Source organism: Paraburkholderia sediminicola, from assembly GCF_046026855.1.
GTDB lineage: Bacteria > Pseudomonadota > Gammaproteobacteria > Burkholderiales > Burkholderiaceae > Paraburkholderia > Paraburkholderia sediminicola_A.
Genome location: NZ_JAQQET010000015.1, coordinates 178,757 through 200,327 on the forward strand (window position 1 = coordinate 178,757; position 21,571 = coordinate 200,327).

Annotated in this window: 17 protein-coding genes; 1 reads left to right on the forward strand and 16 read right to left on the reverse strand. The window is 62.1% G+C overall.

Annotated features, from left to right (window positions below):
• Nucleotides 1–766: 766 nt before the first annotated feature.
• The 11 genes from PQR40_RS18555 to PQR40_RS18605 form a co-directional block, all read right to left on the reverse strand.
• The gene (locus PQR40_RS18555; protein ID WP_408228400.1) at nt 767–1,975 is read right to left on the reverse strand and encodes an ABC transporter substrate-binding protein; all 1,209 of its coding nucleotides are present in this window, start codon (nt 1,973–1,975) and stop codon (nt 767–769) included.
• Between the two features lie 179 nt (nt 1,976–2,154).
• Nucleotides 2,155–5,766, reverse strand: a complete 3,612-nt coding sequence (locus PQR40_RS18560; RefSeq protein WP_408509530.1) for a molybdopterin cofactor-binding domain-containing protein — start codon at nt 5,764–5,766, stop codon at nt 2,155–2,157.
• Nucleotides 5,763–6,269 (reverse strand): (2Fe-2S)-binding protein, encoded by a 507-nt coding sequence (locus PQR40_RS18565; RefSeq protein WP_408228406.1) that lies wholly within the window; start codon nt 6,267–6,269, stop codon nt 5,763–5,765. Before PQR40_RS18565 ends, PQR40_RS18560 begins: the two co-directional genes overlap by 4 nt.
• A gap of 31 nt (nt 6,270–6,300) precedes the next feature.
• Nucleotides 6,301–7,500 carry an amidohydrolase family protein gene (locus PQR40_RS18570; RefSeq protein WP_408387959.1) on the reverse strand — a complete coding sequence of 400 codons (1,200 nt, stop codon included), beginning with the start codon at nt 7,498–7,500 and terminating at the stop codon, nt 6,301–6,303.
• Between the two features lie 73 nt (nt 7,501–7,573).
• Nucleotides 7,574–8,287: an ABC transporter ATP-binding protein gene (locus PQR40_RS18575; protein ID WP_408228412.1), complete on the reverse strand. Its 714-nt coding sequence runs from the start codon at nt 8,285–8,287 to the stop codon at nt 7,574–7,576.
• Nucleotides 8,284–9,093 (reverse strand): ABC transporter ATP-binding protein, encoded by an 810-nt coding sequence (locus PQR40_RS18580; RefSeq protein WP_408509531.1) that lies wholly within the window; start codon nt 9,091–9,093, stop codon nt 8,284–8,286. Before PQR40_RS18580 ends, PQR40_RS18575 begins: the two co-directional genes overlap by 4 nt.
• Nucleotides 9,090–11,030, reverse strand: coding sequence for an ABC transporter permease (locus PQR40_RS18585; RefSeq protein WP_408509532.1), 1,941 nt, complete (start codon nt 11,028–11,030; stop codon nt 9,090–9,092). Before PQR40_RS18585 ends, PQR40_RS18580 begins: the two co-directional genes overlap by 4 nt.
• A gap of 18 nt (nt 11,031–11,048) precedes the next feature.
• The gene (locus PQR40_RS18590; RefSeq protein WP_408228421.1) at nt 11,049–11,633 is read right to left on the reverse strand and encodes an amino acid synthesis family protein; all 585 of its coding nucleotides are present in this window, start codon (nt 11,631–11,633) and stop codon (nt 11,049–11,051) included.
• 113 nt (nt 11,634–11,746) lie between these two features.
• Nucleotides 11,747–12,337, reverse strand: coding sequence for an amino acid synthesis family protein (locus tag PQR40_RS18595; protein ID WP_408337110.1), 591 nt, complete (start codon nt 12,335–12,337; stop codon nt 11,747–11,749).
• Nucleotides 12,313–13,254: a UPF0280 family protein gene (locus tag PQR40_RS18600; protein WP_408337238.1), complete on the reverse strand. Its 942-nt coding sequence runs from the start codon at nt 13,252–13,254 to the stop codon at nt 12,313–12,315. Before PQR40_RS18600 ends, PQR40_RS18595 begins: the two co-directional genes overlap by 25 nt.
• Before the next feature lie 40 nt (nt 13,255–13,294).
• Nucleotides 13,295–14,902: a 6-hydroxynicotinate reductase gene (locus tag PQR40_RS18605; RefSeq protein ID WP_408483934.1), complete on the reverse strand. Its 1,608-nt coding sequence runs from the start codon at nt 14,900–14,902 to the stop codon at nt 13,295–13,297.
• A 383-nt stretch (nt 14,903–15,285) separates the two neighbouring features.
• Between PQR40_RS18605 and PQR40_RS18610 the strand changes: the two genes are divergently transcribed.
• Nucleotides 15,286–15,987: a TetR family transcriptional regulator gene (locus tag PQR40_RS18610; protein WP_408228429.1), complete on the forward strand. Its 702-nt coding sequence runs from the start codon at nt 15,286–15,288 to the stop codon at nt 15,985–15,987.
• Between the two features lie 145 nt (nt 15,988–16,132).
• Here PQR40_RS18610 and pcaC read toward each other — a convergent pair whose 3' ends face one another.
• The 5 genes from pcaC to PQR40_RS18635 form a co-directional block, all read right to left on the reverse strand.
• Nucleotides 16,133–16,528: a 4-carboxymuconolactone decarboxylase gene (gene pcaC, locus PQR40_RS18615; RefSeq protein WP_279227941.1), complete on the reverse strand. Its 396-nt coding sequence runs from the start codon at nt 16,526–16,528 to the stop codon at nt 16,133–16,135.
• Complete coding sequence (gene pcaD / locus PQR40_RS18620; protein WP_408337104.1) at nt 16,525–17,316, reverse strand: 3-oxoadipate enol-lactonase; 792 nt, start codon at nt 17,314–17,316, stop codon at nt 16,525–16,527. Before pcaD ends, pcaC begins: the two co-directional genes overlap by 4 nt.
• A 5-nt stretch (nt 17,317–17,321) precedes the next feature.
• Nucleotides 17,322–18,701 (reverse strand): 3-carboxy-cis,cis-muconate cycloisomerase, encoded by a 1,380-nt coding sequence (locus PQR40_RS18625; protein ID WP_408387969.1) that lies wholly within the window; start codon nt 18,699–18,701, stop codon nt 17,322–17,324.
• Between the two features lie 405 nt (nt 18,702–19,106).
• The gene (locus PQR40_RS18630) at nt 19,107–19,766 is read right to left on the reverse strand and encodes a 3-oxoacid CoA-transferase subunit B (RefSeq protein WP_408228441.1); all 660 of its coding nucleotides are present in this window, start codon (nt 19,764–19,766) and stop codon (nt 19,107–19,109) included.
• A 10-nt stretch (nt 19,767–19,776) separates the two neighbouring features.
• Nucleotides 19,777–20,481, reverse strand: a complete 705-nt coding sequence (locus PQR40_RS18635) for a 3-oxoacid CoA-transferase subunit A (RefSeq protein WP_408337100.1) — start codon at nt 20,479–20,481, stop codon at nt 19,777–19,779.
• Between the last annotated feature and the right edge of the window lie 1,090 nt (nt 20,482–21,571).

Consider the following 21,571-nt stretch of genomic DNA (forward strand, 5'->3'; position numbering starts at 1 on the left):
AGCGGGTCCCCCGCGCAGCCACGGTAGTGGTGCATCTGGAATCTGTGTTCCCGCACATTTTGCCTTGGTGACAAGGCAGTCTTGCTTCCCGCCTCGCACTGCGCGCTCGCCGGAAGGGTTCGCCCGGAACCACCTGATTCGTTTTGCCTGGGCGGAGGCCATCGGCTTTGCCTCGGCGATGCGCTGACAATACCGGATGGATCTGGAAGTGCCGCTGGGCGCATCAAGCGGTTAGCGACCACCAGGTGCTCCCTAACCCCGGAAGCACCTGGTGGTCCAATGAAGTAGCAGTGAGCGCGACGATAGCTGACGGTTTGCCGGATGCCGGCAACATCGCACGGTTCGATGAAATAGCCCCGGGTGTCGGCAACAAGCACCCGGTTTGGTGAGGTACCGCGTCGGCGCGCGCAGCGCCGCCGGAAGTATGATGCCCTTGTCACTGGCGCCGAATGTGCGAGGGCACGGATTCCAGATGCACCACTACCGTGGCTGCGCGGGGGACCCGCTTAAGAATTAGCGGGGTGAGCCGCTTTCTCTTGCTTACTTCTCTTTGCGGCGGCAAAGAGAAGTAAGTGCCTGCCCCGCACAGGGGCGAACGCTAATAGACCAATAACAATTCAAGGAAAGGCCAAAAACCCAGATCAAGAAAAAGCGATCCGCAGGCCTACAAAAAACGAACAAGCGCCGCGCAGGCAAGCAAGCAAATCCAAAAAATCCAAACCCAAAAAAACCACCCTAATGCCGCCGCAAAAGGCAAAACCCCACCTCATTCAGCAGGCCGCAACTTCTTAACCTCAGCATCCGACGGCTGCACACTAGCGCCGTCAATATACCGATATGAAGTCATCACGCCCTTGCCATCCTTGAGCCCTGTCACGCCGACAAAAGCCCCCATCGTCGACTGATTATCCTGCGCCCGATAAGTGATCGACCCAAACGGCGTCTCCACCCCAAGCCCCTTGAACGCGGCAGCGAGCTTATCCGAATCCGTAGACCCAGCCTTCTTGATCCCATCCGCTATCGACATCAACGCCGAATACCCCACCACCGACCCAAGCCGCGGATAGTCATGATATTTCGCCTGATACGCATCGACAAACTTCTTGTTCGCAGCCGTATCGATCGAATACCACGGGTAACCCGTCACGATCCAGCCAGTCGGCGCCTCCGCACCCAACGGATCGAGATAGTCCGGCTCGCCCGTCAGCAACGAAACCACACTCCGGTCCTTGAATAAACCGCGCGTATTGCCTTCACGCACAAACTTGCCGAGATCCGCGCCGAACAGCACGTTGAAAATCGCATCCGGCTTCGCATCGGCAATCGCCTGCGTGACCGCGCCCGCATCGACGTTGCCCAGCGGCGTCGCCTGTTCGGCGACAAACTGCACGTCCGGCTGCGCCGCCGTCATCAGCCTCTTGAACGTGGCCACCGCCGATTGCCCGTACTCGTAGTTCGGATACACCAGCGCCCAGCGCTTCTTCTTCAGCTTCAACGCCTCGGGCACCAGCATCGCTACCTGCATATACGTCGAAGGACGCAGACGGTACGTGTATTTGTTGCCATCGGCCCAAACGATCTTGTCAGTCAACGGCTCGGCCGCGAGGAAGAAAATCTTCTTCTGCTTCGCAAAATCGGTCAGCGCGAGACCCGTGTTCGACAGGAAACCGCCAAACAGCAACTGCACCTGCTCACGCGCAATCAACTCCTGCGCGACGCGGATCGTGTCGCCCGGATTGCCGTTGTCATCGCGCGACACTACTTCGAGTTGTTTACCAAGCACACCGCCTGCCGCATTCACCTGCTCGAGCGCGAGATTCCAGCCATTCTTGTAAGGCCCGAGAAAGGCGGGCTGCGCCTTGTAGCTGTTGATTTCCCCGATCTTGATGGTCTGCTGTGCGCTCGCGCCAAAAGCAGCAAGCGATAGAACCGTTGAAACCGTGAGGCGAGAGATCCATCCTGCGCGCGTGGTCATGCGTTTCTCCGTTATCAAAAGGATTGCGGGAATGCGGTCGTTTTTATCAAGCGTTGAAGCATTTCGCGATTCGTTCAGCGAGCCGTGCTGCGAGTTGTGCTGCGAGTTGTGCTGCGAGTGATGCTGCAAATGGTGCTGCGAGTGATGCTGCAAACCCTGCTGCGATGCGTTTGCCGATTTCACTCTGCCCGCGGCGTCGCGCGGATTCTGGCGACGTTTGCCGTGACGCCCTCCCATGCCGACTTGCCGCCGGCGAATTGCTGACGCAGGTATGACACGAGCTCGGCGACCTGGGCATCATTGAAACTGTCGCGGTAAGCCGGCATCGTACCGAGTTCGGGGCGCGCAGGCGAGCCGATACCATCGAGAATCACGCGAATCAGATTATCAGGCGTCGTGCTGTGCAGATTCGTGTTAAGCGCCAGCGACGGATGCGCGCCAAACAATTGCGGCCCACTACCGGTGTGATGACAGGCGGCACACGCACCATCGAAGAGACGTGCGCCGAGGCCCGTTGCAGTACCCGTAATCGTGCTGGCCTGCTCGTATTGACGCGCCATCGCCACAGGATCCGCGTTCGGCTCCAGGGGACTCAAAGACGCCAGATACGTGGCCATTGCGCGAATGTCGCTGTCGGGCAGCGCCGCCAGATCGCTGACAACCGGCGCCATCGGCCCGGCCGCGACGCCATGCAGGGGCGCATGCCCATAGCGCAGATAGCTGAACAGTTCGTCCTCACTCCAGGGCACGGGTGAGTTGGAAAGCGTCGACAGCGCGGGCGCTTCCCATCCCTCCGCCATGCCGCCGCCCATGAACGCCGCGCCGGTTTTCTCGGCGCCGAATGCATTGCGCGGGGTATGACAGGCGCTGCAATGGCCGAGGCCGTTCACCAGATACGCCCCGCGATTCCATTGCGTACTTTGCGTCGCGCTAACGGCAAACGTATTGCGTCCGAGAAAGAGCCCGTTCCATACGGCCATCAGCGGACGTACGCTGAATGGATACGCCAGCTTCGTTTCCGGCGGACGGGAACGTACCGGCGTTTGCGCCATCAGGTACGCGTAAAGCGCTTTCAGATCGTCGTCGGACGTGTTTTTGAACGACGTGTAGGGGAACGCGGGATACAGACGGTGCCCGTCGCGGCTGATTCCTTGCCGCATTGCCCGCGCGAATGCGTCGAGCGACCATGTCCCGATGCCGGTCTGCCCATCGGGCGTGATGTTGGTGCTGTAGACGGTGCCGAATGGCGTAGCAAGCGGTTTGCCGCCCGCATTCGGTACGCCGTTGTGCGCGGTATGGCAAACCGCACAATTGCCCAGCGACGCTAGCAGTTTGCCGCGCGCCACCAGTTCGGGCGCAAACGCGCTCGCGAGCGGCGGCGTAATCGGTGCAATGGCGTGCGGCGACATCGCCAGCACCCCCAGCCAACCGGCCGCGCCCGCGGCGAAAGCGCCAAGAAAGCCGAGCCGCCAGCGCTTCTTCTTGCGCGCAGCCGCTTCTTCCGCTTGCGCATCGGCAAGCGCGGCGCGAATGGTCTCCGGTGTGAACGGCGGCCTGCGAAAACGCACACCTGTCGCGTCATACAGCGCGTTGGCGATCGCCGCGGCGCCAGGCAGCGACGCCGATTCGCCGGTGCCCATCGGCGGCTCGCCGTGACGCGGCATCATCACCACGTCGATCACCGGCACTTCGCGGAACGTCAGGATCGGATACGCGCCCCACTCCTGACTTGTCACCGCGTTCTCGCCAAATGTCACGCGCTCTTTCAGCGCTCGGCTGGTCGCCTGAATCACGTTGCCATGTATCTGATGACGCACACCGTCCGGGTTCACCATCGTGCCTGTGTCCTGGCCGACCACCACGCGCGTCACAGCAAGCTCGCCGCTCCTGCGACTCACCTCGACGTCGGCGACCCAGGCGGACCATGCCGCGCCGAAGCCGGGAAATTTGCTATGCACGTAGCGAGCGTAAGCGAAGCCTCTGCCGCGCACAATGTCGCCCTCTTCCTGCGCGTCTTTCAAAGCGATGTCACGCGCTTGCCAGCCGGCTTTCTCGGCCACGGCCTTGACGAGGTCGATCGCACGCGGATCAGTGAGATGTTTCAGCCGAAACGCAACGGGATCGACACCCGCCTCCACTGCGAGTTCGTCGATGAAGGACTCATGTGCGAACGTGTTCGGCAAAGCGGACACGCCTCTTAGCCACGACGCCCGCACGATTGGCGGCGTGTCGTCGCAGACAATGCGCATGGTCCGGTAATCGTATGGTGGCACGGCCGTGCGATCGCCCATTTCGAATACTTGCGGCTGCGCGGAGATGGTTCCGGTAAGCAGCAGCGCTAACGTGGGGGCATCGTTCGACGGATAGCGCGTCGCGAAATCGTAGGCAGCGAGCTCGCCTTCCGCACTCAAAGCGCCGCGCACATCCATCAATTGCGCGGCGCCTTTGGGTTCCCACGCATGCTCGTCTTCGCGCGAGAGTTGCACGCGCACCGGACTGCCGGTTGCACGCGATAGCAGCGCGGCGTCGGCAGCGACATCGTCCGCGCAATTGCGGCCGTAACAACCCGCCGCGTCCATGCGCACGATTTCGATGTGCGCTTCGTCCAGCGCCATCAGCAAGGCGAGATCGGCACGCAACGAATGGGGATTCTGCGTGCCCGACCAGATTTTCAGCTTCGCATCGCGGTAGTCGGCTACCGCGCACGACGGTCCAATCGACGCATGCATCTGAAACGGCCATACGTAGGTGCGTTCCAGCGTTCGAGCCGGGTCCTGAGCGAGTGCCGAGTCGACATCGCCCTCGATCACCAGGTCGCGCCGGCTGGACGGATTCGCTCTGAGCGCAGCTTCCACTTCCTCGCTGGTCTCGAGCGGCGGCAAACCTTCTACTGCTTTCCACCGCACATTCAACCGCTTCACCGCCTGCTGCGCGACCTCTTCGCGCTCAGCCACGATGCCAACGAAATCGCGAATCACCACGACCTTGACGATGCCGGGCAAGTCACTGATGGAGTCTTCATCGACATGCAGCAGACTATTGCCCATGAAGTCGCCCTGCGCGACACCCGCATAAGGCGGCCGCACAACGCGGCCGTGCAGCATACCTGGCACGCGCACGTCATGTACGAAACTCAATTCGCCGGTCGCCTTTGCCGGGATATCGACGCGTGGCGTGCTCTTGCCGACGATCTTATACGCGTCTGGCGATTTCAACGGGGCATCGGTGGCGAGCGTTAATTCGACGCGCCGCCCGGCGACCAATTCGCCGTAGCTCATGCCCTTTGCGGTGTCGCCCTCGCGCTGTATAACCACACCATCGCACACATCGAGCATGTCAGCGCTCACGTTCAGACGTCGCGCCGCTTCCGCCAGTAAAAACTGTCGCGCCTGCGCCGCCGCATGCCGCAATGGCACGGCCGAAATCTGAATCGTGGCGCTCGCAATCGTGGGTCCCTGATTCGGTGCTTCGTTCGTGTGTCCAAGCACGATCGATACACGCGTCAACGGCACGTCGAGTTCTTCCGCGACGATCTGCGCGAGCGCCGTGCCGATACCGGTGCCCAGGTCGACATGTCCATTGAACGCGACCACACTGCCGTCGTCGCGCACGACGAGAAACATGTCCGCCTCCGTCGGCACGAACGAGGACCGCGAGCCCGGCTGCCCAACCGCCGCTCGCACCGGCGCTTGCGGCGGCCGCGTGACGATCAGCACATTCTGCGCGTCATAGAGCTGCTGCCGCGACGGCGGCACAGCCCGGCGATCGACACTGAAATCCGGCCCGGTCATGCGCGCGCTCCCTGATCCAGCACCGGTTGCATGGCGAGCAAAACCGCTGCGCGCTGTACCGCGCGCACGATCTCGACATGCGTGCCGCAGCGGCAGAGATTGCGTGACAGTTCCCGCCGGATCGTCTCGACACTCGGATCCGGATCGCGATCGAGCAACGCTTTGGCGGTCATGATCATGCCGTTCAGGCAATAGCCGCACTGCGCGGCCTGTTCTTCGATAAAGGCCTGCTGCACCGGATGCAGCGCGTTACGTGTGCCCAGCCCTTCGAGCGTGGTGATCTCACGTCCCAATGCGACCTTGGCGGTCGTCACGCATGAACGCGTCGGCATGCCGTCGAGCAGCACCGTGCACGCGCCGCACTCGCCGAGTCCGCAGCCGAATTTCGGACTGTTCAATGCGAGGTCGTTACGCAGCAGATAAAGCAGCGGCGTGTCAGCGGCTGCGCTGACGAGATGCGTCGCACCGTTGACGCGCAGCGTAAGCGGCGCCGGACGGTTCATGACCATACCGGCCACGCCGTGCGGCGCGCGTTCAAAGCACCACCGGCACTTCAGTCGCCGGAGGTGTATTGCGGCTGCGCCGGCAGCGGATCAAACCATCGATCATCACCATGCCGACCCCGGGGATATCGCCGAGCTGCACGCTTTCCAGCAGCGTATCGGCAGCCGTGTGCTGCGCGCGGTCCATGAAGACGAGGTCGGCGGGACGGCCCACTTCGATCAACCCTTGCCGCAGATTGCGTTGCCGCGCGGTATTGCCGGTCGCGAAGCAGAAGGCAATTTCAGCGGGAATGTCGGCGAGACTGGAGATCAGCGCGATCATCCGCAGAATGCCAAGCGGCTGCACGCCGGAACCCGCCGGGCTATCGGTGCCGAGAATGATCCGATGCGGACACTTCAATTCGATCGCGTGACGTGCGGTGAGCAACGCGATTCGCTCGTTGCCGTTGTGAACGATCTCCAGCGCGCGGCTCGATTGCTCGCACAGATCGCAGACATGCCGATAGGAAAGCGACGTATGGCCACCGTTGATATGGCCGATCACGTCCGCGTCGGCCGCGAGCACCACGTCTCTGTCGATCAGACCCGAGCCGGGAATCGACGGGCCGCCCGTGTGAATCGTGCTTTGAATGCCGTACTTGCGTGCCCACGCGACCATCTGCCCCGCTTCCTCGCCGCCCTTCACACTGCCGAGACCCACTTCGCCGAGCAGCTTCACACCCGCTTCCGAGAGCTCCTTGAAGTCCTCCTCGACCATGCCCTTCTCGATCACCGGCGCACCCGCCATCACTTTCACGCCGCCACCGACACCCGCGCCGCGCATTCCTTCGAACGAACGTTGAGCGGTGATCGCAAGCGCCTTGACGCCGACCACGTCTTTCGGACGGCCAGGCAAGTGCACTTCACCGGCAGAGATCATCGTCGTCACGCCGCCGTTCAGATTCGATTCGATCCAGCCCATCTGATTCTGCCGCGGCGTCCAGTCGCCGAACACGGGATGCACGTGCGAATCGATCAGGCCAGGGGCAACCGCGGTGCCTTTGCAGTCGACCGTCGTTCGCGCGCCTTCGAGGTCGCAATCTTTCTCGCGGCCGATCGCGACGATCACGCCGTCTTCGATCACCAGCGTGTTCGCATCGAGAATCGGCTGGTCGATGTCGCCGGATAACAGCAGACCAATGTTCGTTACCGCGACCTTGCCCGACAAGCCTGTCAACGTCTCTGCTGCCATCTGCCTCTCCTTTCGCAACGACTGACCGGCGCGGCATGCGCGCACACCCTGCACGCTTCATGCGCCGATGGAATCACACGCTCAGATAAGCGCGCCTCACTGTTTCGTTCTTTGCGAGTTCACCGATCGTGCCGCTGAAGCGGATCTGTCCTTTTTCGAGGACATACGCGCGGTCGCTGACCAGCTCGGCGAAGTGCAGGTTCTGTTCTGACAACAGAATCGACAACCCTTCGCGCTTGAGTTCAAGAATCATGTTCGCCATCTGCTCGACGATCACGGGCGCGACGCCCTCGGACGGTTCATCGAGCAGCACCAGATACGGATTGCCCATCAGCGTGCGCGAGACGGTGAGCATTTGCTGCTCGCCGCCGCTCATCTGGCCGCCCGGACGCTTCGGCATTTCGCCAAGATTGGGGAAGAGCCGGAACAGCTTTTCCGGCGTCCATTGCGGCGCGCCTTCGCGTGGTGCCTGGCGGCCTGTATCGAGGTTCTCCATCACAGTCAGATCGGAAAACACGCGGCGGTCCTCGGGCACAAAACCCATGCCCATGCGTGCGATACGGTACGGTGGCCACGCCGTGATGTTTTGCCCGCGAAAACGCACTTCGCCCTGGCGGCGCGGCAGCAAACCCATCACCGCTTTCATCGTCGTCGATTTGCCGGCGCCGTTGCGGCCCATCAGCGCGACCACTTCGCCGCGGCCAACTTCGAGGCCGACATCGAACAGAATGTGCGCGCGGCCATAGAACGCATTGAGACCGGAGACTTTCAGCATTGGCTCGCTCATTGCCGCGCTCCTTGCCCTTGATGACCGCCCGCCGCTTCATGCAGCGGCGCGCGTGGCTGAAAGGTCTTGCCGGTGCCGAAATAGACTTCCTGCACGCGTGCGTCGTTACGGATCGTTTCGGCGTCGCCTTCTGCGATCAGCTTGCCGCGCGCGAGCACGATCATGCGATCGGCGTACGCGAATACAACGTCCATGCTGTGCTCGGTAAACAACACGCCAATTTTGTGCTCCGTGACGAGACGCTTGGTCAGCGCCATCAACTCGTTGCGCTCCTTTGGCGCCATGCCGGCGGTCGGTTCGTCCATCAGTAACAGCTTCGGGCGGTTCGCCAAAGCGATAGCCAGCTCGACACGCTTGACGTCGCCATATGCGAGCACCCCGCAAGCGCGATTCGCGTCGGCACCCATGCCGACCTGTTCGAGTAGCGTCATGGCTTCTTCGGCGTAGCGCGAGCCCGCAGGTTTCCACAAACCGAAGGTTTTCCGTTCACGCGAGACCAGGGCCATCTGCACGTTTTCGAGCACGGTCATCGAATTGAAGGTCGCGGCAATCTGAAACGTGCGGCCGACACCCAACCGCCAGATATCGCGCGGCCGCATGCCGACCAGTTCATGATCGTCGAGGCGAATCGAACCGGACGACGGCTGCAGTTGGCCATTAACCATGTTGAAGCAGGTCGACTTGCCCGCGCCATTCGGACCCAGCAGCGCGAGCAGCTGACCGGCTTCCAGGTTGAAGGAAACATCGTCGACCGCTTTCAGGCCGCCGAACGACTTGGAGAGGCCTGAGACGCGCAGCAAGCTCATAGCCCCTCCTTGATCGCGGTACCTTGCGATGGCGACGAAGAACGCTCTTCAGCCTTATCCACCGTGTCGTCGCCAAAACGTTCACGAATAAAACCGACGATGCCCTGTGGAAACGCAATCACCAGCAGCAGAATGGTGAAGCCCAGCAATGCCTGCCAATAATCGGTTTGCCGCGCGACGGTGTCCTGCAGCCACGTGAACACGGCTGCACCGACGATCGGGCCAGTCAAGGTCTGCAAACCGCCGAGCAGCACCATCACGAGGCCATCCACTGAACGGCTCACGCTGATGACCTCCGGTGAGATCGTCCCCTTGGAGAAGGCATAAAGCGATCCGGCGAGTCCACAAAACAGCGACGCGACGACGAAGGCCGCCCACTGCACGCGTTTCACGTCGATACCGATCGCCTCGGCGCGCAGCACCGAATCGCGCGATGCCCGCATCGCGTAGCCCAGCGGCGAGAACAGCATCTTGCGCAGCAACCACACGCCGATCACCGCGCAGGCGAGCGTCAGATAATAAAAAGCCACCGGCGACGATAACCAGTTCGACGGCCACAAGCCGAGAATACCGTTACTGCCGCCCGTCACGTCGTCCCACTGGAACACGACCGACCAGACGATCTGCGCAAACGCGAGCGTCAGCATCGCGAGGTAGACGCCTGAGAGACGCACGCAAAACCAGCCGAACACGAGCGCGCCTGCCACGGCGAGCAAGGGACCGAGCAGCAACGCGGCTTCCATCGGCAGATTCAAAACTTTGAGGAACAGCGCCGCGCCGTAGGCACCCAGGCCGAAATATGCGGCATGGCCAAAAGAATGCATACCACCGGGACCCATGATGAAATGCAGACTTGTTGCGAACAACACGGCAATCAGGATTTCAACCAGCAACACCGGCATGTAGGGAAACGCATTGGCCGCAAGCGGCGCGAGCACCAGCACCGACAAGGCGATAGCCGCCAACCACTTCAGGCGCTTGCCCGCGGGCCTTAATGGCGCTTCAGGCGCGGCCATGCCACGCACTGCGGCGCTCGCCTTTCCTAGCAAACCCCAAGGTCGCACCACCAGCACCACCGCCATCACGACAAATTCGGCAACGAGCGTAAAGCGGCTCAACGACAGATCGATACCGAACACCGACACATGCCCGATGCCGATGCACAACGCCTTGATCTCCGCGATCAGCAATGCCGCCACGAACGCACCCGGAATCGACCCCATGCCGCCGACCACCACCACCACGAAAGCATTACCGATCGTCTCCAGATCCAGCGACAGATTCGCCGACATCCGCGGCCCTTGCAACGCGCCGCCCAGGCCAGCGAGAAACGCACCGACGAAAAACACGCCGGTGAACAGCCAGGCCTGATTGATGCCGAGCGCGCCGAGCATCTCACGATCCTGCGTCGCGGCGCGCACCAGCGTGCCCCAACGCGTACGCGTCAACGCGTACCAGAGCAGCAGCAACACCACCGGCCCGATCACGATCAGCGCGATATCGTAGGTCGGCAGCGGATGGCCGAGAAAATCGACCGCGCCCGCCAGATGCGGCGCACGTGGGCCGAACAGATCTTCCGGCCCCCACAGCCACAGCGCGGCGTCGCGGAAAATCAGCACCAGCGCGAACGTGGCCAGCAAGTGAAACAACTCGGGCGCCTGGTAGATGCGGCGTAACACGATCATTTCGACCAGCGCGCCAAGCACTGCGACCACCAGCGCGGCAGCCAGCACCGACAGCCAGAAGCCACCCGTCGTGTGCCCGAAGCGGCTCGCAATGCTATACGCGACATAAATGCCGAACATATAGAACGAGCCATGCGCGAAGTTGACGATGCGCGTGACGCCGAAGATCAGCGACAAACCAGCGGCGACGAGAAACAGCGTCGACGCGTCGGCGAGTCCGTTGACCAGCTGTACCAGCAAATTCGAAAGCATCGCGACCCTTGAAAGAACTCAACGCAAACCGTCTTCGCCCTTGATCTCACTCACCTGCAAGCCACCAATGCGTGGCAGCGGCCGGCCGGAAGCCGTCACCGCAACCGCCACGACGATTTCATTCGCACGCGGCGCGTCCGACACGCGCGCTTCGATCGCGTCGAAATGACTGCGCACGAAGGCAGCGTCCTTGTGGCCCAACGGCACGTCGATCGCGGTGCCGAGTGTGCCCATTTTTTTCGCCGACGGCACCAGCGCCGCGCCCTTTTCGACCGCTACCCGTAGTGGCGCACCGAGCTTGGGGTGCAGGATCGCAGCCGCATGTTCCAGTTCGCCGGCTTCACCGACGATCGCCGCCTTGCCATAGCTTTGCGCTTCGCCAGGCTTGATGCCGAGCGCTTCGACGCATTTGTTGCCGAGCAGCGCACCCAGTTCCTCACCGGCTTCGATCAGTGCATCCAGCCTGGCCTCATAGCGGCCCGCATAGGGATTGTCGATCACCGCGATCGCGACTGCACGGCGTGCCGGCGGCTCGATGGCCTGCCCCATTTCAATGCGTGTTTCATCGACCTGCACGACCAGCTTGCGAAGCTTGATTGCCATTTCGATCTCCGGGATTCGATTCGTGTACTTGTACTGTCTGACTGCTTCAGCTAATTGCTTCGGCCAGCGCTTCAATTCAACGCTTCAGCGCATTGCGTGGATCAAGGCGCCGCTCAGCGCAAGCCGTCCTTACCTACAATCGCCTCTTTCGCCAGGCCGCCGACACGCGCATGCACGCGCTGGCCCGTGCTCATCACGAGGATATATACCAGTTCGTCCGCGGCGGGTGCACCGGGCACACGCACTTCGATCGCGTCGAAGTGGCTGCGCACGTAGCTTGCGTTGACGTGCGTCAGCGGCACATCTAGCGCGGTGGAAGGTGCGCCGACTTTCTTGGTCGACGGCACGATGGCGTTGGTCGGCACCCCGTTCTTCTCCAGCAATTCGCGCATGGCATAGCCGCCGGGGACATGCCACAACGCGCCGTGTTCGAGTTCACCACGCGAGCCGATGATCGCACCCTTGCCGTAGCTTTCAATCGACGCGTGCGGCACGGCCATCGCCGCGAGCAGCCGTTGCGCCATGTCGAAGCCGATTGGCTTGAGCGCTTCCATGGCGTGTTCGATTCTGGCTTCGTAGCGGCCGGAGAATGGATTCGTCATCACCGCGGCAATCACGCCGCGCCGCAGCGGCTGTGCGGGCGCAGGGCCGAACTCGTGAAAAATGTCTTCGACGTGCGTCAGCACGCGGCGTATTTCGAACACGGAGCCTCCGTAGTTATCTGCGCGCGATCCGTCAACAACGCGCCATTCTGATGAGCACCACCGGTGACGCGCACGCGCCCTTGCAGGAACAACGCGGCACCTTCGATCAAGCCTTGTTTCTGTAAACCCTGTGCGGCGTCGACACCCCGCGCCAGTGCGAAATCGATCAACGGTTGCGGCAAGGACGGCACGTCGATGGTCACGAGGATGTCACCGAGATCGCTATCGTCCTTCAGCGAGGAAGCCGGCCTGCGCACGATGCCCGCATGGTCCAGATTGACGGCGTTGGCGATCACCGTCGCGGCGGCATCGGCGGTGGCGGCGTTGCGGGCGAGCACGGTCACGCTGTCGGCGATGCCTAGGCTGAAGCTGCGTCCGCGCCAGCCGCTTGTCGCGACACCGCGAATCGGGGTGACAGCGTCGAGCGTCAAGTTTGCGTCCAAAGTCAGATCGCCCGGCAGCCGCGCACCGGAGAACTCTGCCAGATCGGCGAACACACCCACGCGATATTGTTGTCCTTCCGTCACATAGAGAGCGATGTCGCCACCATTGTTGATGAAAGCACGTGATACGCCTTCCCGCGCGAACGCCGTGATTAATTCGTCCGCGACGCTGCCTGCCACGGCCGCCATCGGCGTGATGTAGCGCCCACGGTGAGGATGGCAGGCGCTCCACATGCGGCGGGCTACCGGGCCTTTCAACGCACAATCGCTATGAGCCGCATGGCCCGGCACAGGTTGCCGCAGCAGTCTCAACTCGCCGACCAACTCAGGCAGCACGTCAGAAAAGCGCGCCCAGCACGCCTCGTAGGCAGCCTGCACGGCCAGGGGCTCGCCGTCCGCGCTGAGAATCAGATCGATGGGCCCATGCTGCCAATGCCAGCGGGCCGCATCGAGTTGGGTGCGGGTTGCGTTCATCGTGTTCGTCGCATTCGTCGTATCGGTCACGTTATGGCCGTTAGCCGAGCATCGGCGGCATGGCGGGCGGCCACGGATTGTCGGGGTTGCGCGCCAGGGTCCTGCGTGCGAGCGGCGCCCCTTCCGTGTGTTCCGGTCCGTTCGCCAGCACGCTTGCCAGTGAACGCACCGCGTCGAGATGGCCGCCGAGATCACGATACGCGTCATAGGTCATGGTGAATTCAATCGGTGCGACGATCGCGGGCGTCGGCACGGTGCCGAACGAGCGATCGGGCATGCGCAAAACATCGACCATCACGGTAATGCCGCCCCCCGGCCACACATAGGCCGGCGCACCACCACATGTTACGTTCACCAGCTTCTGTTTGATCGCGCGCGTGAGCAGGACCGGATTCTCCGTGGCCCCCGCTCGCAAGCTGCCGCCCGCGCCGCCGAGAAACAGCACCGTCGCAAGCGACGGCTCGCAGTTCTCACCAATTCGTTCGACCGTGCGGCGCACCGCGTCCGGCATGGCCGCCATGCGCGGCACGAGGTCCTGATCGAGTTCATACCACTGCGCATGTTCGCCGGTGGTCGACACCATCAGCAAGCGCATGCCTGGTTTCGCCACGGCGGGATCGAAACCTTCGACAATCGCCAGCGGGTCCTGAATATCGGTGCCGCCCCAACCGGTGCCGGGATTCGCGACCTGAAAATAGCGGCCCGGGGTCGATTTGCGTCCGCGAATCTTCAGCCCCGAACGTGTCATGCCGAGGCAGCGGCCCGCCTGGTGTTCGGTGAGCACACCCGTGATGTGATCGTCGACCACCACCACTTCATCCGCGTGACCGAACCATTGTTTCGCAAAGATGCCGATGGTGGCCGACCCGCAGCCTACCCGCATACGCTGCTCCTCGACACCGTCGACAATCGGCGCCGCGCCCGCGCGAATCACCAGACTCGCACCGCCGTCGATGGTCAACTCCACCGCTTCCTTGTTGCCGAGTGCGAGCATCATGTCGCACGTCACGCGGCCTTCTTTCTTGCTGCCGCCAGTCAGATGATGAACACCGCCGAGACTCAGCATCTGCGAGCCATACTCCGCCGTGGTCACATGGCCGACGATCTCGCCATGGCAACGCACGTTCGATTGCTCCGGCCCGAGAAAGCGGTCGGTATCGATCTTCACCTTGAAACTGCAATAGCTGAAAATGCCCTCGGTGACGACGGTGATCATGTCGACGTCGTCGAGCTTCGAGGAAACGATAAAAGGTGCGGGTTTGTAGTCGGGATAGGTGGACGATGCACCAATGCCCGTGACGAATAGCGCCTGTTCCGCAGCGGGATCGTGCACTTCGGACGATGCACCAAATTCGACCGTGGCATCCGCACCGTTTGCGATCGTTTCAGGCGAACCCGCGGCGCGCGACAGAAACACCACAGGGTCGACGCGAATCAGACGCCCATCCGCATTCGCATAACGATCGCACGCGCCGGTACGGCCCTCCGATATCTGGCACAGCACCGGGCACGCATTGCATTCGATCTTGTTCGACGCCATCCGCTCGCTGCGCGGCACCGCTTTCTCGAGCACGGTCGGACCCGGCGTCGAGGCGGTGTCACCGTCCACGCGCTCTGCACCGAAATCGACCTTCGTATGTTCTGTCATGGTGGGGTTCCCATACGGCGACATTACAATCGGTCCTGCCCGGCTGACGAATAGCCCGTATCTAAAGGGGTTTTCGCGTGATCCGCATTTTTCCATGTTGCGGTCACTCACCGTTCGTGTAGTATCCGCTACACCAAACATGCTTGAAATCTACTCGATCAAAATAGACTGCGCAACGAGTTTCCCGGCGAACAGCGGAATGCTGCGGCGCGGCATCGTCGTATGAATCACGAGTCAATCTACGCCGAAGCACACGATCGTGCAGGGCATTTCGTCGCGCGTGATATGGGCTGTATGATGAAGGCGCGCCGTGCTCAAGCATGCCTTAGCGGCTGCGGCGCATGCCGTTCAACCTGACGCCAACAAAGAGATCCGAGACCGCCATGAGTCCCACTGTCGCCCGCAAGCCGGGCGCTATCGGCATCCGAGCGAAACAGGCGCAAGACACGCGCGCCAAGATTCTCAAAGCGGCAATCAAGGTCTTTGCAAAACAAGGCTATGCAAGCGGCCGGGTCGAAAGTATTTCGAAGGCCGCGCGTTCGCACGACCGGATGATTTATTACTACTTCGGTAGCAAGGAACAGTTGTTTGTGGAAGTCCTGGAGACGATCTACACGCAGTTCAACGAGGCCGAAAGCAGGCTCGATCTCGATCTGGACGATCCCGTGCACGGCCTCGAGCAGATGGTCGAATTCGTCTGGCAGTACTACCTCGATCATCCCGAGTTCGTCACGCTGCTGTCGAGCGAGAATCTGCATCAGGGCAAGCACGCGAAGAAATCGTCAAAGCTGAAGGAGATTTCGGGCTATGCGATTTCGGTCGTGCAGAAGTTACTGGATGCGGGCAAGGCGCAAAACGTCTTTCGTAGCGACGTCAAAGCGCGTGATGTGTATCTGATGATCGCGTCGCTCGGCTATTTCTATAACGCCAATCAATACACACTGGGTGCGTTTCTTGGTGAACCGCTGATGGATAAGGCCGCCCTCGCGCATTGGCGCGAGGTCATCAAGGATACGGTGTTGCGCGCGGTGCGCTTGCACCCGTCGGCTGATACCGCTGCGATGAATGAGAGCAGGATTGCCTGAAGCGCGTTTTGTCTGATGTAGGCTCCAGGCTGCGCATCATGCTTTGATGCGCTTCTTTCCCGTGGGGAAATACGGCGACGTCATGACGGGGCGCGGCGGCGGCGCGGCAAGCGCTGGCCGGTGCCGCGCCACGCGTGCAGCGTCGTTACGGCTTTGCCGCCGCGGCGTCGTCTTCGCGGAACAGTTTATCGGCCAGGTGAAACGCCGAATTGGCCGCCGGCACGCCGCAATAGATTGCGGTTTGCAGCAGCACTTCCTTGATCTGCTCGCGCGTCACGCCGTTGTTTTTCGCGGCGCGCAAATGCAGTGCGAGTTCTTCGCTGCGATTAAGCGCGACCATCATCGCGATGGTCAGCAGGCTGCGCGTGTGACGCGGCAACCCTTCACGCGTCCAGATTTCGCCCCATGCATAGCGGGTGATCAGATTCTGGAACTCTTCCGTCAAATCAGTGCGATTCGCGAGCGACCGATCCACGTGCGCGCTGCCCAGCACCGCGCGGCGCACACCGAGTCCGGCTTCGTAGCGGTCTTCGTCGTTCATTTCTGCTCCGTCAGGAAGTCGAGCACGGTCTTCGTGAAGGCCTCGACTTTCTCGATGTTGGAAATGTGCGAGGCGTCCAGTTCGACGTAACGCGCGCCCGGAATGGCTTGCGCCAGTTCGCGGCCTTGCGCCGGCGTTGCGGCCAGATCGTGCGTGCCGCTGATGACCAGCGCCGGCACCTTGATGCCGGGCGCTTCAGGGCGTAGATCGGCGGCGTCGATGGCGTCGCAATTCGATGCGTAGCCTTCCTTGTCGGTATGCACGAACACGTCGCGGATCATGGCAAGCACGACCGGCTCCCGTTCGATGTAGTCGGCGGTAAACCAGCGCGGCAACACAGCATCGGCCAGTGCGAGCATGCCTTCCGTGCGTGCCTTCGCCGCGCGCGGCACCCACACTTCCGGCGAACCGATGCGCGCCGCCGTGTTGGACAGCACGACGCGTTCGAGACGATTCGCGTGGCGTGCGGCCAACGCGACACCCGTCAGACCGCCCATCGACAGACCGCAGAAATTCGCGCGCGCGATCTTCAGCGTGTCCATCAGACCGAGCACGTCGCCGGTCAGTTGTTCGATCGTGTACGGACCTTTCGGCGCTTCCGAGTGACCATGACCGCGTGTGTCGTAGCGCAGCACGCGAAAGTGTCTGGACAGCGCCGCGACTTGCGGCGTCCACATCGACAGATCGCTGCCGAGCGAATTCGACAACACGATCCACGGCGCATTGCCGTGACGGTCACCGTCGATTCGATAATGAAGCTCGGTACCGTTGACTGCGGCGTAGGGCATGCCGGTTACTCCTTGGAAGTAGCGCGTTTGGCGCGCGTGTGATGAAGTGCCAGCGCAGCGTCCACATAAGCGTGCGCCTGGCCGACGTATTGAGCCGGATCGAGCAGTTGCTTCAGGCGCTCGATCGAAAGATGTTCGGTCACGGCGAGGTCCGCCGAGAGCACGTCGAAGAGCGTCTTGCGCTCGGCGATTGCCGTTTTCGATGCACGCTCAACGAGATGATGCGCATCGAGCCGGCCGATGCTGTCGCCGAGCGCGAGCATCACCGCTTCGCCGAGAATCAGTCCGTGCGTGACGTCGAGATTGGTGGCGAGACGCGGCACGTTGACGTTCAGCCCCACCGCAATCTGTTCGATGTTGGCGAGCGCGCCGCCCGCAAGGCGCGCGAGGTCGGGCAGCGCGTCCCACTCGGCTTGCCAGCCGCCGAGCGCGCGCTCGTGCTCCTGCACCATGCCGGCGAACACCGTGGCCACCAGTCCGGGCGCGCGCGTCGCAGCCGTCAGCACCGCAGCGCAGCCGACCGGATTGCGCTTGTGCGGCATCGTCGACGAACCGCCCTTGCCTGCCGCGGCGGGCTCGGCCAGTTCGTCGATTTCGGTTTGCATTTGCAGGGAAATATCGCGCGCAATTTTGCCCAGTGTGCCGATCAGCATGCCGAACAGCGCCGCTGTTTCGGCGATGCGATCGCGCTGCGTGTGCCACGGCAAGGTGGGTACGGCGAGCTTGAGTTCCTGCGCCAGCGATTGCGTCACTTGCGGCGCCGCGTCGCGCAGGCTCGCCAGCGTGCCGGCTGCGCCGCCGAATTGCAGCACCAGCACACGCACACGCAACGCATCGAGCCGCTCGCGATGACGCAGCAACGCGTCCAGCCATTGCGCGAATTTCAGGCCAAGCGTGATGGGCAATGCCTGCTGCAACCAGGTGCGGCCAATCATCGGCGTCGCGCGATGGGTGGCCGCGAGTTTTGCCACCGCGTCGCACGTGGCTTGCAAACCGCTGTCGAGCAGATCGAAGGTGTCGCGCAATTGCAGCACCGTCGCCGTATCGATGATGTCCTGGCTCGTTGCGCCCCAATGGACGTATTTCGACGCTTCGGCGTCCGCCGCTTTGACGCGCGCGGTAAGTTGTTTGACGAGGGGAATCGCGAGATTGCCACCGAGTGCCGCATCGCGCGCGAGTGCGTCGGCGTCGAGTTGATCGGCCTGGCAGGCGCCCTCGATTGCGGCCACGGCGGTGTGCGGAATCACGTTATGGGCTGCCGACGCGCGCGCGAGCGCGGCTTCGACATCGAGCATCCGTTGCAGCGTGGCACGCGGCGCCCAGATGTCGTTCATCGGCTGTGTGCCGCAAAGAAGGCCGGTCAGACGGGCGCTGGAGTCGAGCATGATGGCGTCGATGAGGAAATCGAAAGTGAAAGTTTCGCCGCGGCGATCTGGGCGTGCTGCGAGGCACACCAAGACGCACCCGAGGCGCTATCTATCGAGAGCGTACCGCACGCGGCGTTGCGGCGCATTCTGCTTCGCATGCCAACTCGACGGCTCGCCGTGACGCCAGGACATCGGACCACGCGCATGAAGCTTGCCCGATGCGTGCTCCAGACTTGGCTGGTGGCACGCTGGCGTGACGTAGCGGCACGAGAGAGCGTTGCCCGTTGCGTCGCACGCGTTGCGGATGCCGCGCAAGCTTCGCCGCTGCGTCGCCAGCGCTGCGCTTGCCGCTTAAGCGTCGCCGTCGCCTCGCCAGCATTTCGACTCCGCGGCGGCCTCTATGTTGACGGCCCGCGCCTGTGCTCAGGCTGCGCGAGCCGCTTGAGTGCCGTCGATCAGCGGCACGCCGGTCAGTTTGTGCAGTGCATCGAAATCGATGTCCGAGAATATCTCGCGCACCACGAGACCCTTGTCCGTGACGTCGATCATCGCCATGTCCGTATAAATACGGTCAACACAGGCCACACCGGTCACCGGGTACGTGCACTCAGCAGCGATCTTGCTTTCGCCCTGCTTGGTCAGGTGCTCCATCATCACGTAGACCTGCTTCGCGCCGATCGCCAGATCCATGGCGCCGCCGACTGCCGGAATCGCGTCGGGCGCGCCGGTGTGCCAGTTGGCCAGATCACCCTTCTCCGACACCTGAAACGCGCCGAGCACGCAGAAATCCAGATGGCCGCCGCGCATCATGGCGAACGAATCCGCGTGATGGAAGTACGCACCGCCCGTGAGCAGCGTGACGTGCTGCTTGCCGGCGTTGATCAGTTCGTCGTCTTCCTCGCCCTTGGCGGGTGCCGGGCCCATGCCGAGCAGACCATTTTCGCTGTGCAGGAAGATTTCCTTGTCGGCAGCGAGGTGGTTGGCCACCAGCGTGGGCACGCCGATGCCGAGGTTCACATAAGCGCCTTCAGGAATATCCTGGGCAACGCGCTTGGCCATTTCATCGCGGGTCAGTTTTTTCATGTCGGTCTCCTCAGGCTGCGGTCACGGATGCAAGCTCGGCTTGATGCGTTGCTTGCGGCACTTCGATCACGCGTTGCACGAAGATGCCCGGCGTAACGATATTTTCCGGATCGATCTCACCTAGCGGCACCACTTTCGACACCTGCACGATGGCCGTTTTCGCCGCGCTCGCCATGATCGGGCCGAAGTTGCGCGCAGTCTTGCGATAGACCAGATTGCCCCAGCGGTCGCCCCTGAATGCCTTGATCAGCGCGAAGTCTGCATGCAGCGGCGACTCCAGCACGTAATGCCTGCCATCGATCAGACGGGTTTCCTTGCCTTCGGCGAGCTTGGTGCCATAGGCGGTGGGCGTAAAGAAGCCGCCGATGCCTGCGCCTGCTGCACGGATGCGTTCCGCGAGGTTGCCTTGCGGCACGAGTTCGAGTTCGATTTCGCCAGCGCGATAGAGCGCGTCGAATACATACGAATCGGTTTGACGCGGGAACGAGCAGATGATCTTGCGCACGCGTTTGGCTTTGAGCAGCGCCGCGAGGCCGATATCGCCGTTACCGGCGTTGTTGTTAACGATGGTGAGTTCGCGCGCGCCCTGTTCGATGAGCGCGTCGATCAACTCGGACGGCATGCCGGCCGTGCCGAAGCCGCCGATCATGACGGTCGCGCCGTCGTGGACATCGGCAACCGCCGATTGAAGTGACTCGAAAATCTTGTTGATCATGTCGAATTTCCTTTTGGGGCGCTGCGTGCCGCTGGGCTTTTTGCCTTGGCAGGCAGGGGCTTTGGCGGGACGGTCTCCGGGCCGGTGCTGGCGGCGGCTCGCGGGTTGGAGATGCGGGCTGGCGCCTTTGGTTTGTTCGCTTTCGATTTGTTCTATATATGAACATGGATTCGTTTAGCGAACGATTGGCAGATTATGGTTGCGCTTTGGGCGGGTTGTCAAGGCGGGGGATTCCCCTTAATCATAGGTTTTTTGCCTGCCCGGCTGGGGGTGTTGATCTTGAGTTGGTTGCCTGTGCGGCGCTTGTTCGTGTGTTTGACTGTGGCGTTGGCCTTTTCTTGCTCTGGCTTCTTTGGCCTTTCCTTGCTCTGGCTTCTTTGGCCTTTCCTTGAATTCTTATTGGTCTATTGGCGTCGCCCCTGTGCGGGGCGGCACTTACTTCTCTTTGCCGGCCGCAAAGAGAAGTAAGCAAGAGAAAGCGGCTCACCCCGCTAATTCTTAAGCGGGTCCCCCGCGCAGCCACGGTAGTGGTGCATCTGGAATCTGTGTTCCCGCACATTTTGCCTTGGTGACAAGGCCATCATGCTTCCCGCCTCGCACCGCGTGCTCGCCGGAAAGGTTCGCCCGGAACCACCTGATTCGTTTTGTCTGGCCGAAAGCCATCGGCTTTGCCTCGGCGATGCGCTGACAATACCGGATGGATCTGGAAGTGCCGCTGGGCGCATCAAGCGGTTAGCGACCACCAGGTGCTCCCTAACCCCGGAAGCACCTGGTGGTCCAATGAAGTAGCAGTGAGCGCGACGATAGCTGACGGTTTGCCGGATGCCGGATGCCGGATGCCGGCAACATCGCACGGTTCGATGAAATAGCCCCGGGTATCGGCAACAAGCACCCGGTTTGGTGAGGTACCGCGTCGGCGCGCGCAGCGCCGCCGGAAGTATGATGCCCTTGTCACTGGCGCCGAATGTGCGAGGGCACGGATTCCAGATGCACCACTACCGTGGCTGCGCGGGGGACCCGCTTAAGAATTAGCGGGGTGAGCCGCTTTCTCTTGCTTACTTCTCTTTGCGGCGGCAAAGAGAAGTAAGTG

What these genes read in the sequence shown, in the direction of transcription:
- PQR40_RS18555 (WP_408228400.1), bottom strand. Translation starts at nt 1,975, where the DNA reads ATGACCACGCGCGCAGGATGGATCTCTCGCCTCACGGTTTCAACGGTT.
- PQR40_RS18560 (WP_408509530.1), bottom strand. Translation starts at nt 5,766, where the DNA reads ATGACCGGGCCGGATTTCAGTGTCGATCGCCGGGCTGTGCCGCCGTCG.
- PQR40_RS18565 (WP_408228406.1), bottom strand. Translation starts at nt 6,269, where the DNA reads ATGAACCGTCCGGCGCCGCTTACGCTGCGCGTCAACGGTGCGACGCAT.
- PQR40_RS18570 (WP_408387959.1), bottom strand. Translation starts at nt 7,500, where the DNA reads ATGGCAGCAGAGACGTTGACAGGCTTGTCGGGCAAGGTCGCGGTAACG.
- PQR40_RS18575 (WP_408228412.1), bottom strand. Translation starts at nt 8,287, where the DNA reads ATGAGCGAGCCAATGCTGAAAGTCTCCGGTCTCAATGCGTTCTATGGC.
- PQR40_RS18580 (WP_408509531.1), bottom strand. Translation starts at nt 9,093, where the DNA reads ATGAGCTTGCTGCGCGTCTCAGGCCTCTCCAAGTCGTTCGGCGGCCTG.
- PQR40_RS18585 (WP_408509532.1), bottom strand. Translation starts at nt 11,030, where the DNA reads ATGCTTTCGAATTTGCTGGTACAGCTGGTCAACGGACTCGCCGACGCG.
- PQR40_RS18590 (WP_408228421.1), bottom strand. Translation starts at nt 11,633, where the DNA reads ATGGCAATCAAGCTTCGCAAGCTGGTCGTGCAGGTCGATGAAACACGC.
- PQR40_RS18600 (WP_408337238.1), bottom strand. Translation starts at nt 13,254, where the DNA reads ATGAACGCAACCCGCACCCAACTCGATGCGGCCCGCTGGCATTGGCAG.
- PQR40_RS18605 (WP_408483934.1), bottom strand. Translation starts at nt 14,902, where the DNA reads ATGACAGAACATACGAAGGTCGATTTCGGTGCAGAGCGCGTGGACGGT.
- PQR40_RS18610 (WP_408228429.1), top strand. Translation starts at nt 15,286, where the DNA reads ATGAGTCCCACTGTCGCCCGCAAGCCGGGCGCTATCGGCATCCGAGCG.
- pcaC (WP_279227941.1), bottom strand. Translation starts at nt 16,528, where the DNA reads ATGAACGACGAAGACCGCTACGAAGCCGGACTCGGTGTGCGCCGCGCG.
- pcaD (WP_408337104.1), bottom strand. Translation starts at nt 17,316, where the DNA reads ATGCCCTACGCCGCAGTCAACGGTACCGAGCTTCATTATCGAATCGAC.
- PQR40_RS18625 (WP_408387969.1), bottom strand. Translation starts at nt 18,701, where the DNA reads ATGCTCGACTCCAGCGCCCGTCTGACCGGCCTTCTTTGCGGCACACAG.
- PQR40_RS18630 (WP_408228441.1), bottom strand. Translation starts at nt 19,766, where the DNA reads ATGAAAAAACTGACCCGCGATGAAATGGCCAAGCGCGTTGCCCAGGAT.
- PQR40_RS18635 (WP_408337100.1), bottom strand. Translation starts at nt 20,481, where the DNA reads ATGATCAACAAGATTTTCGAGTCACTTCAATCGGCGGTTGCCGATGTC.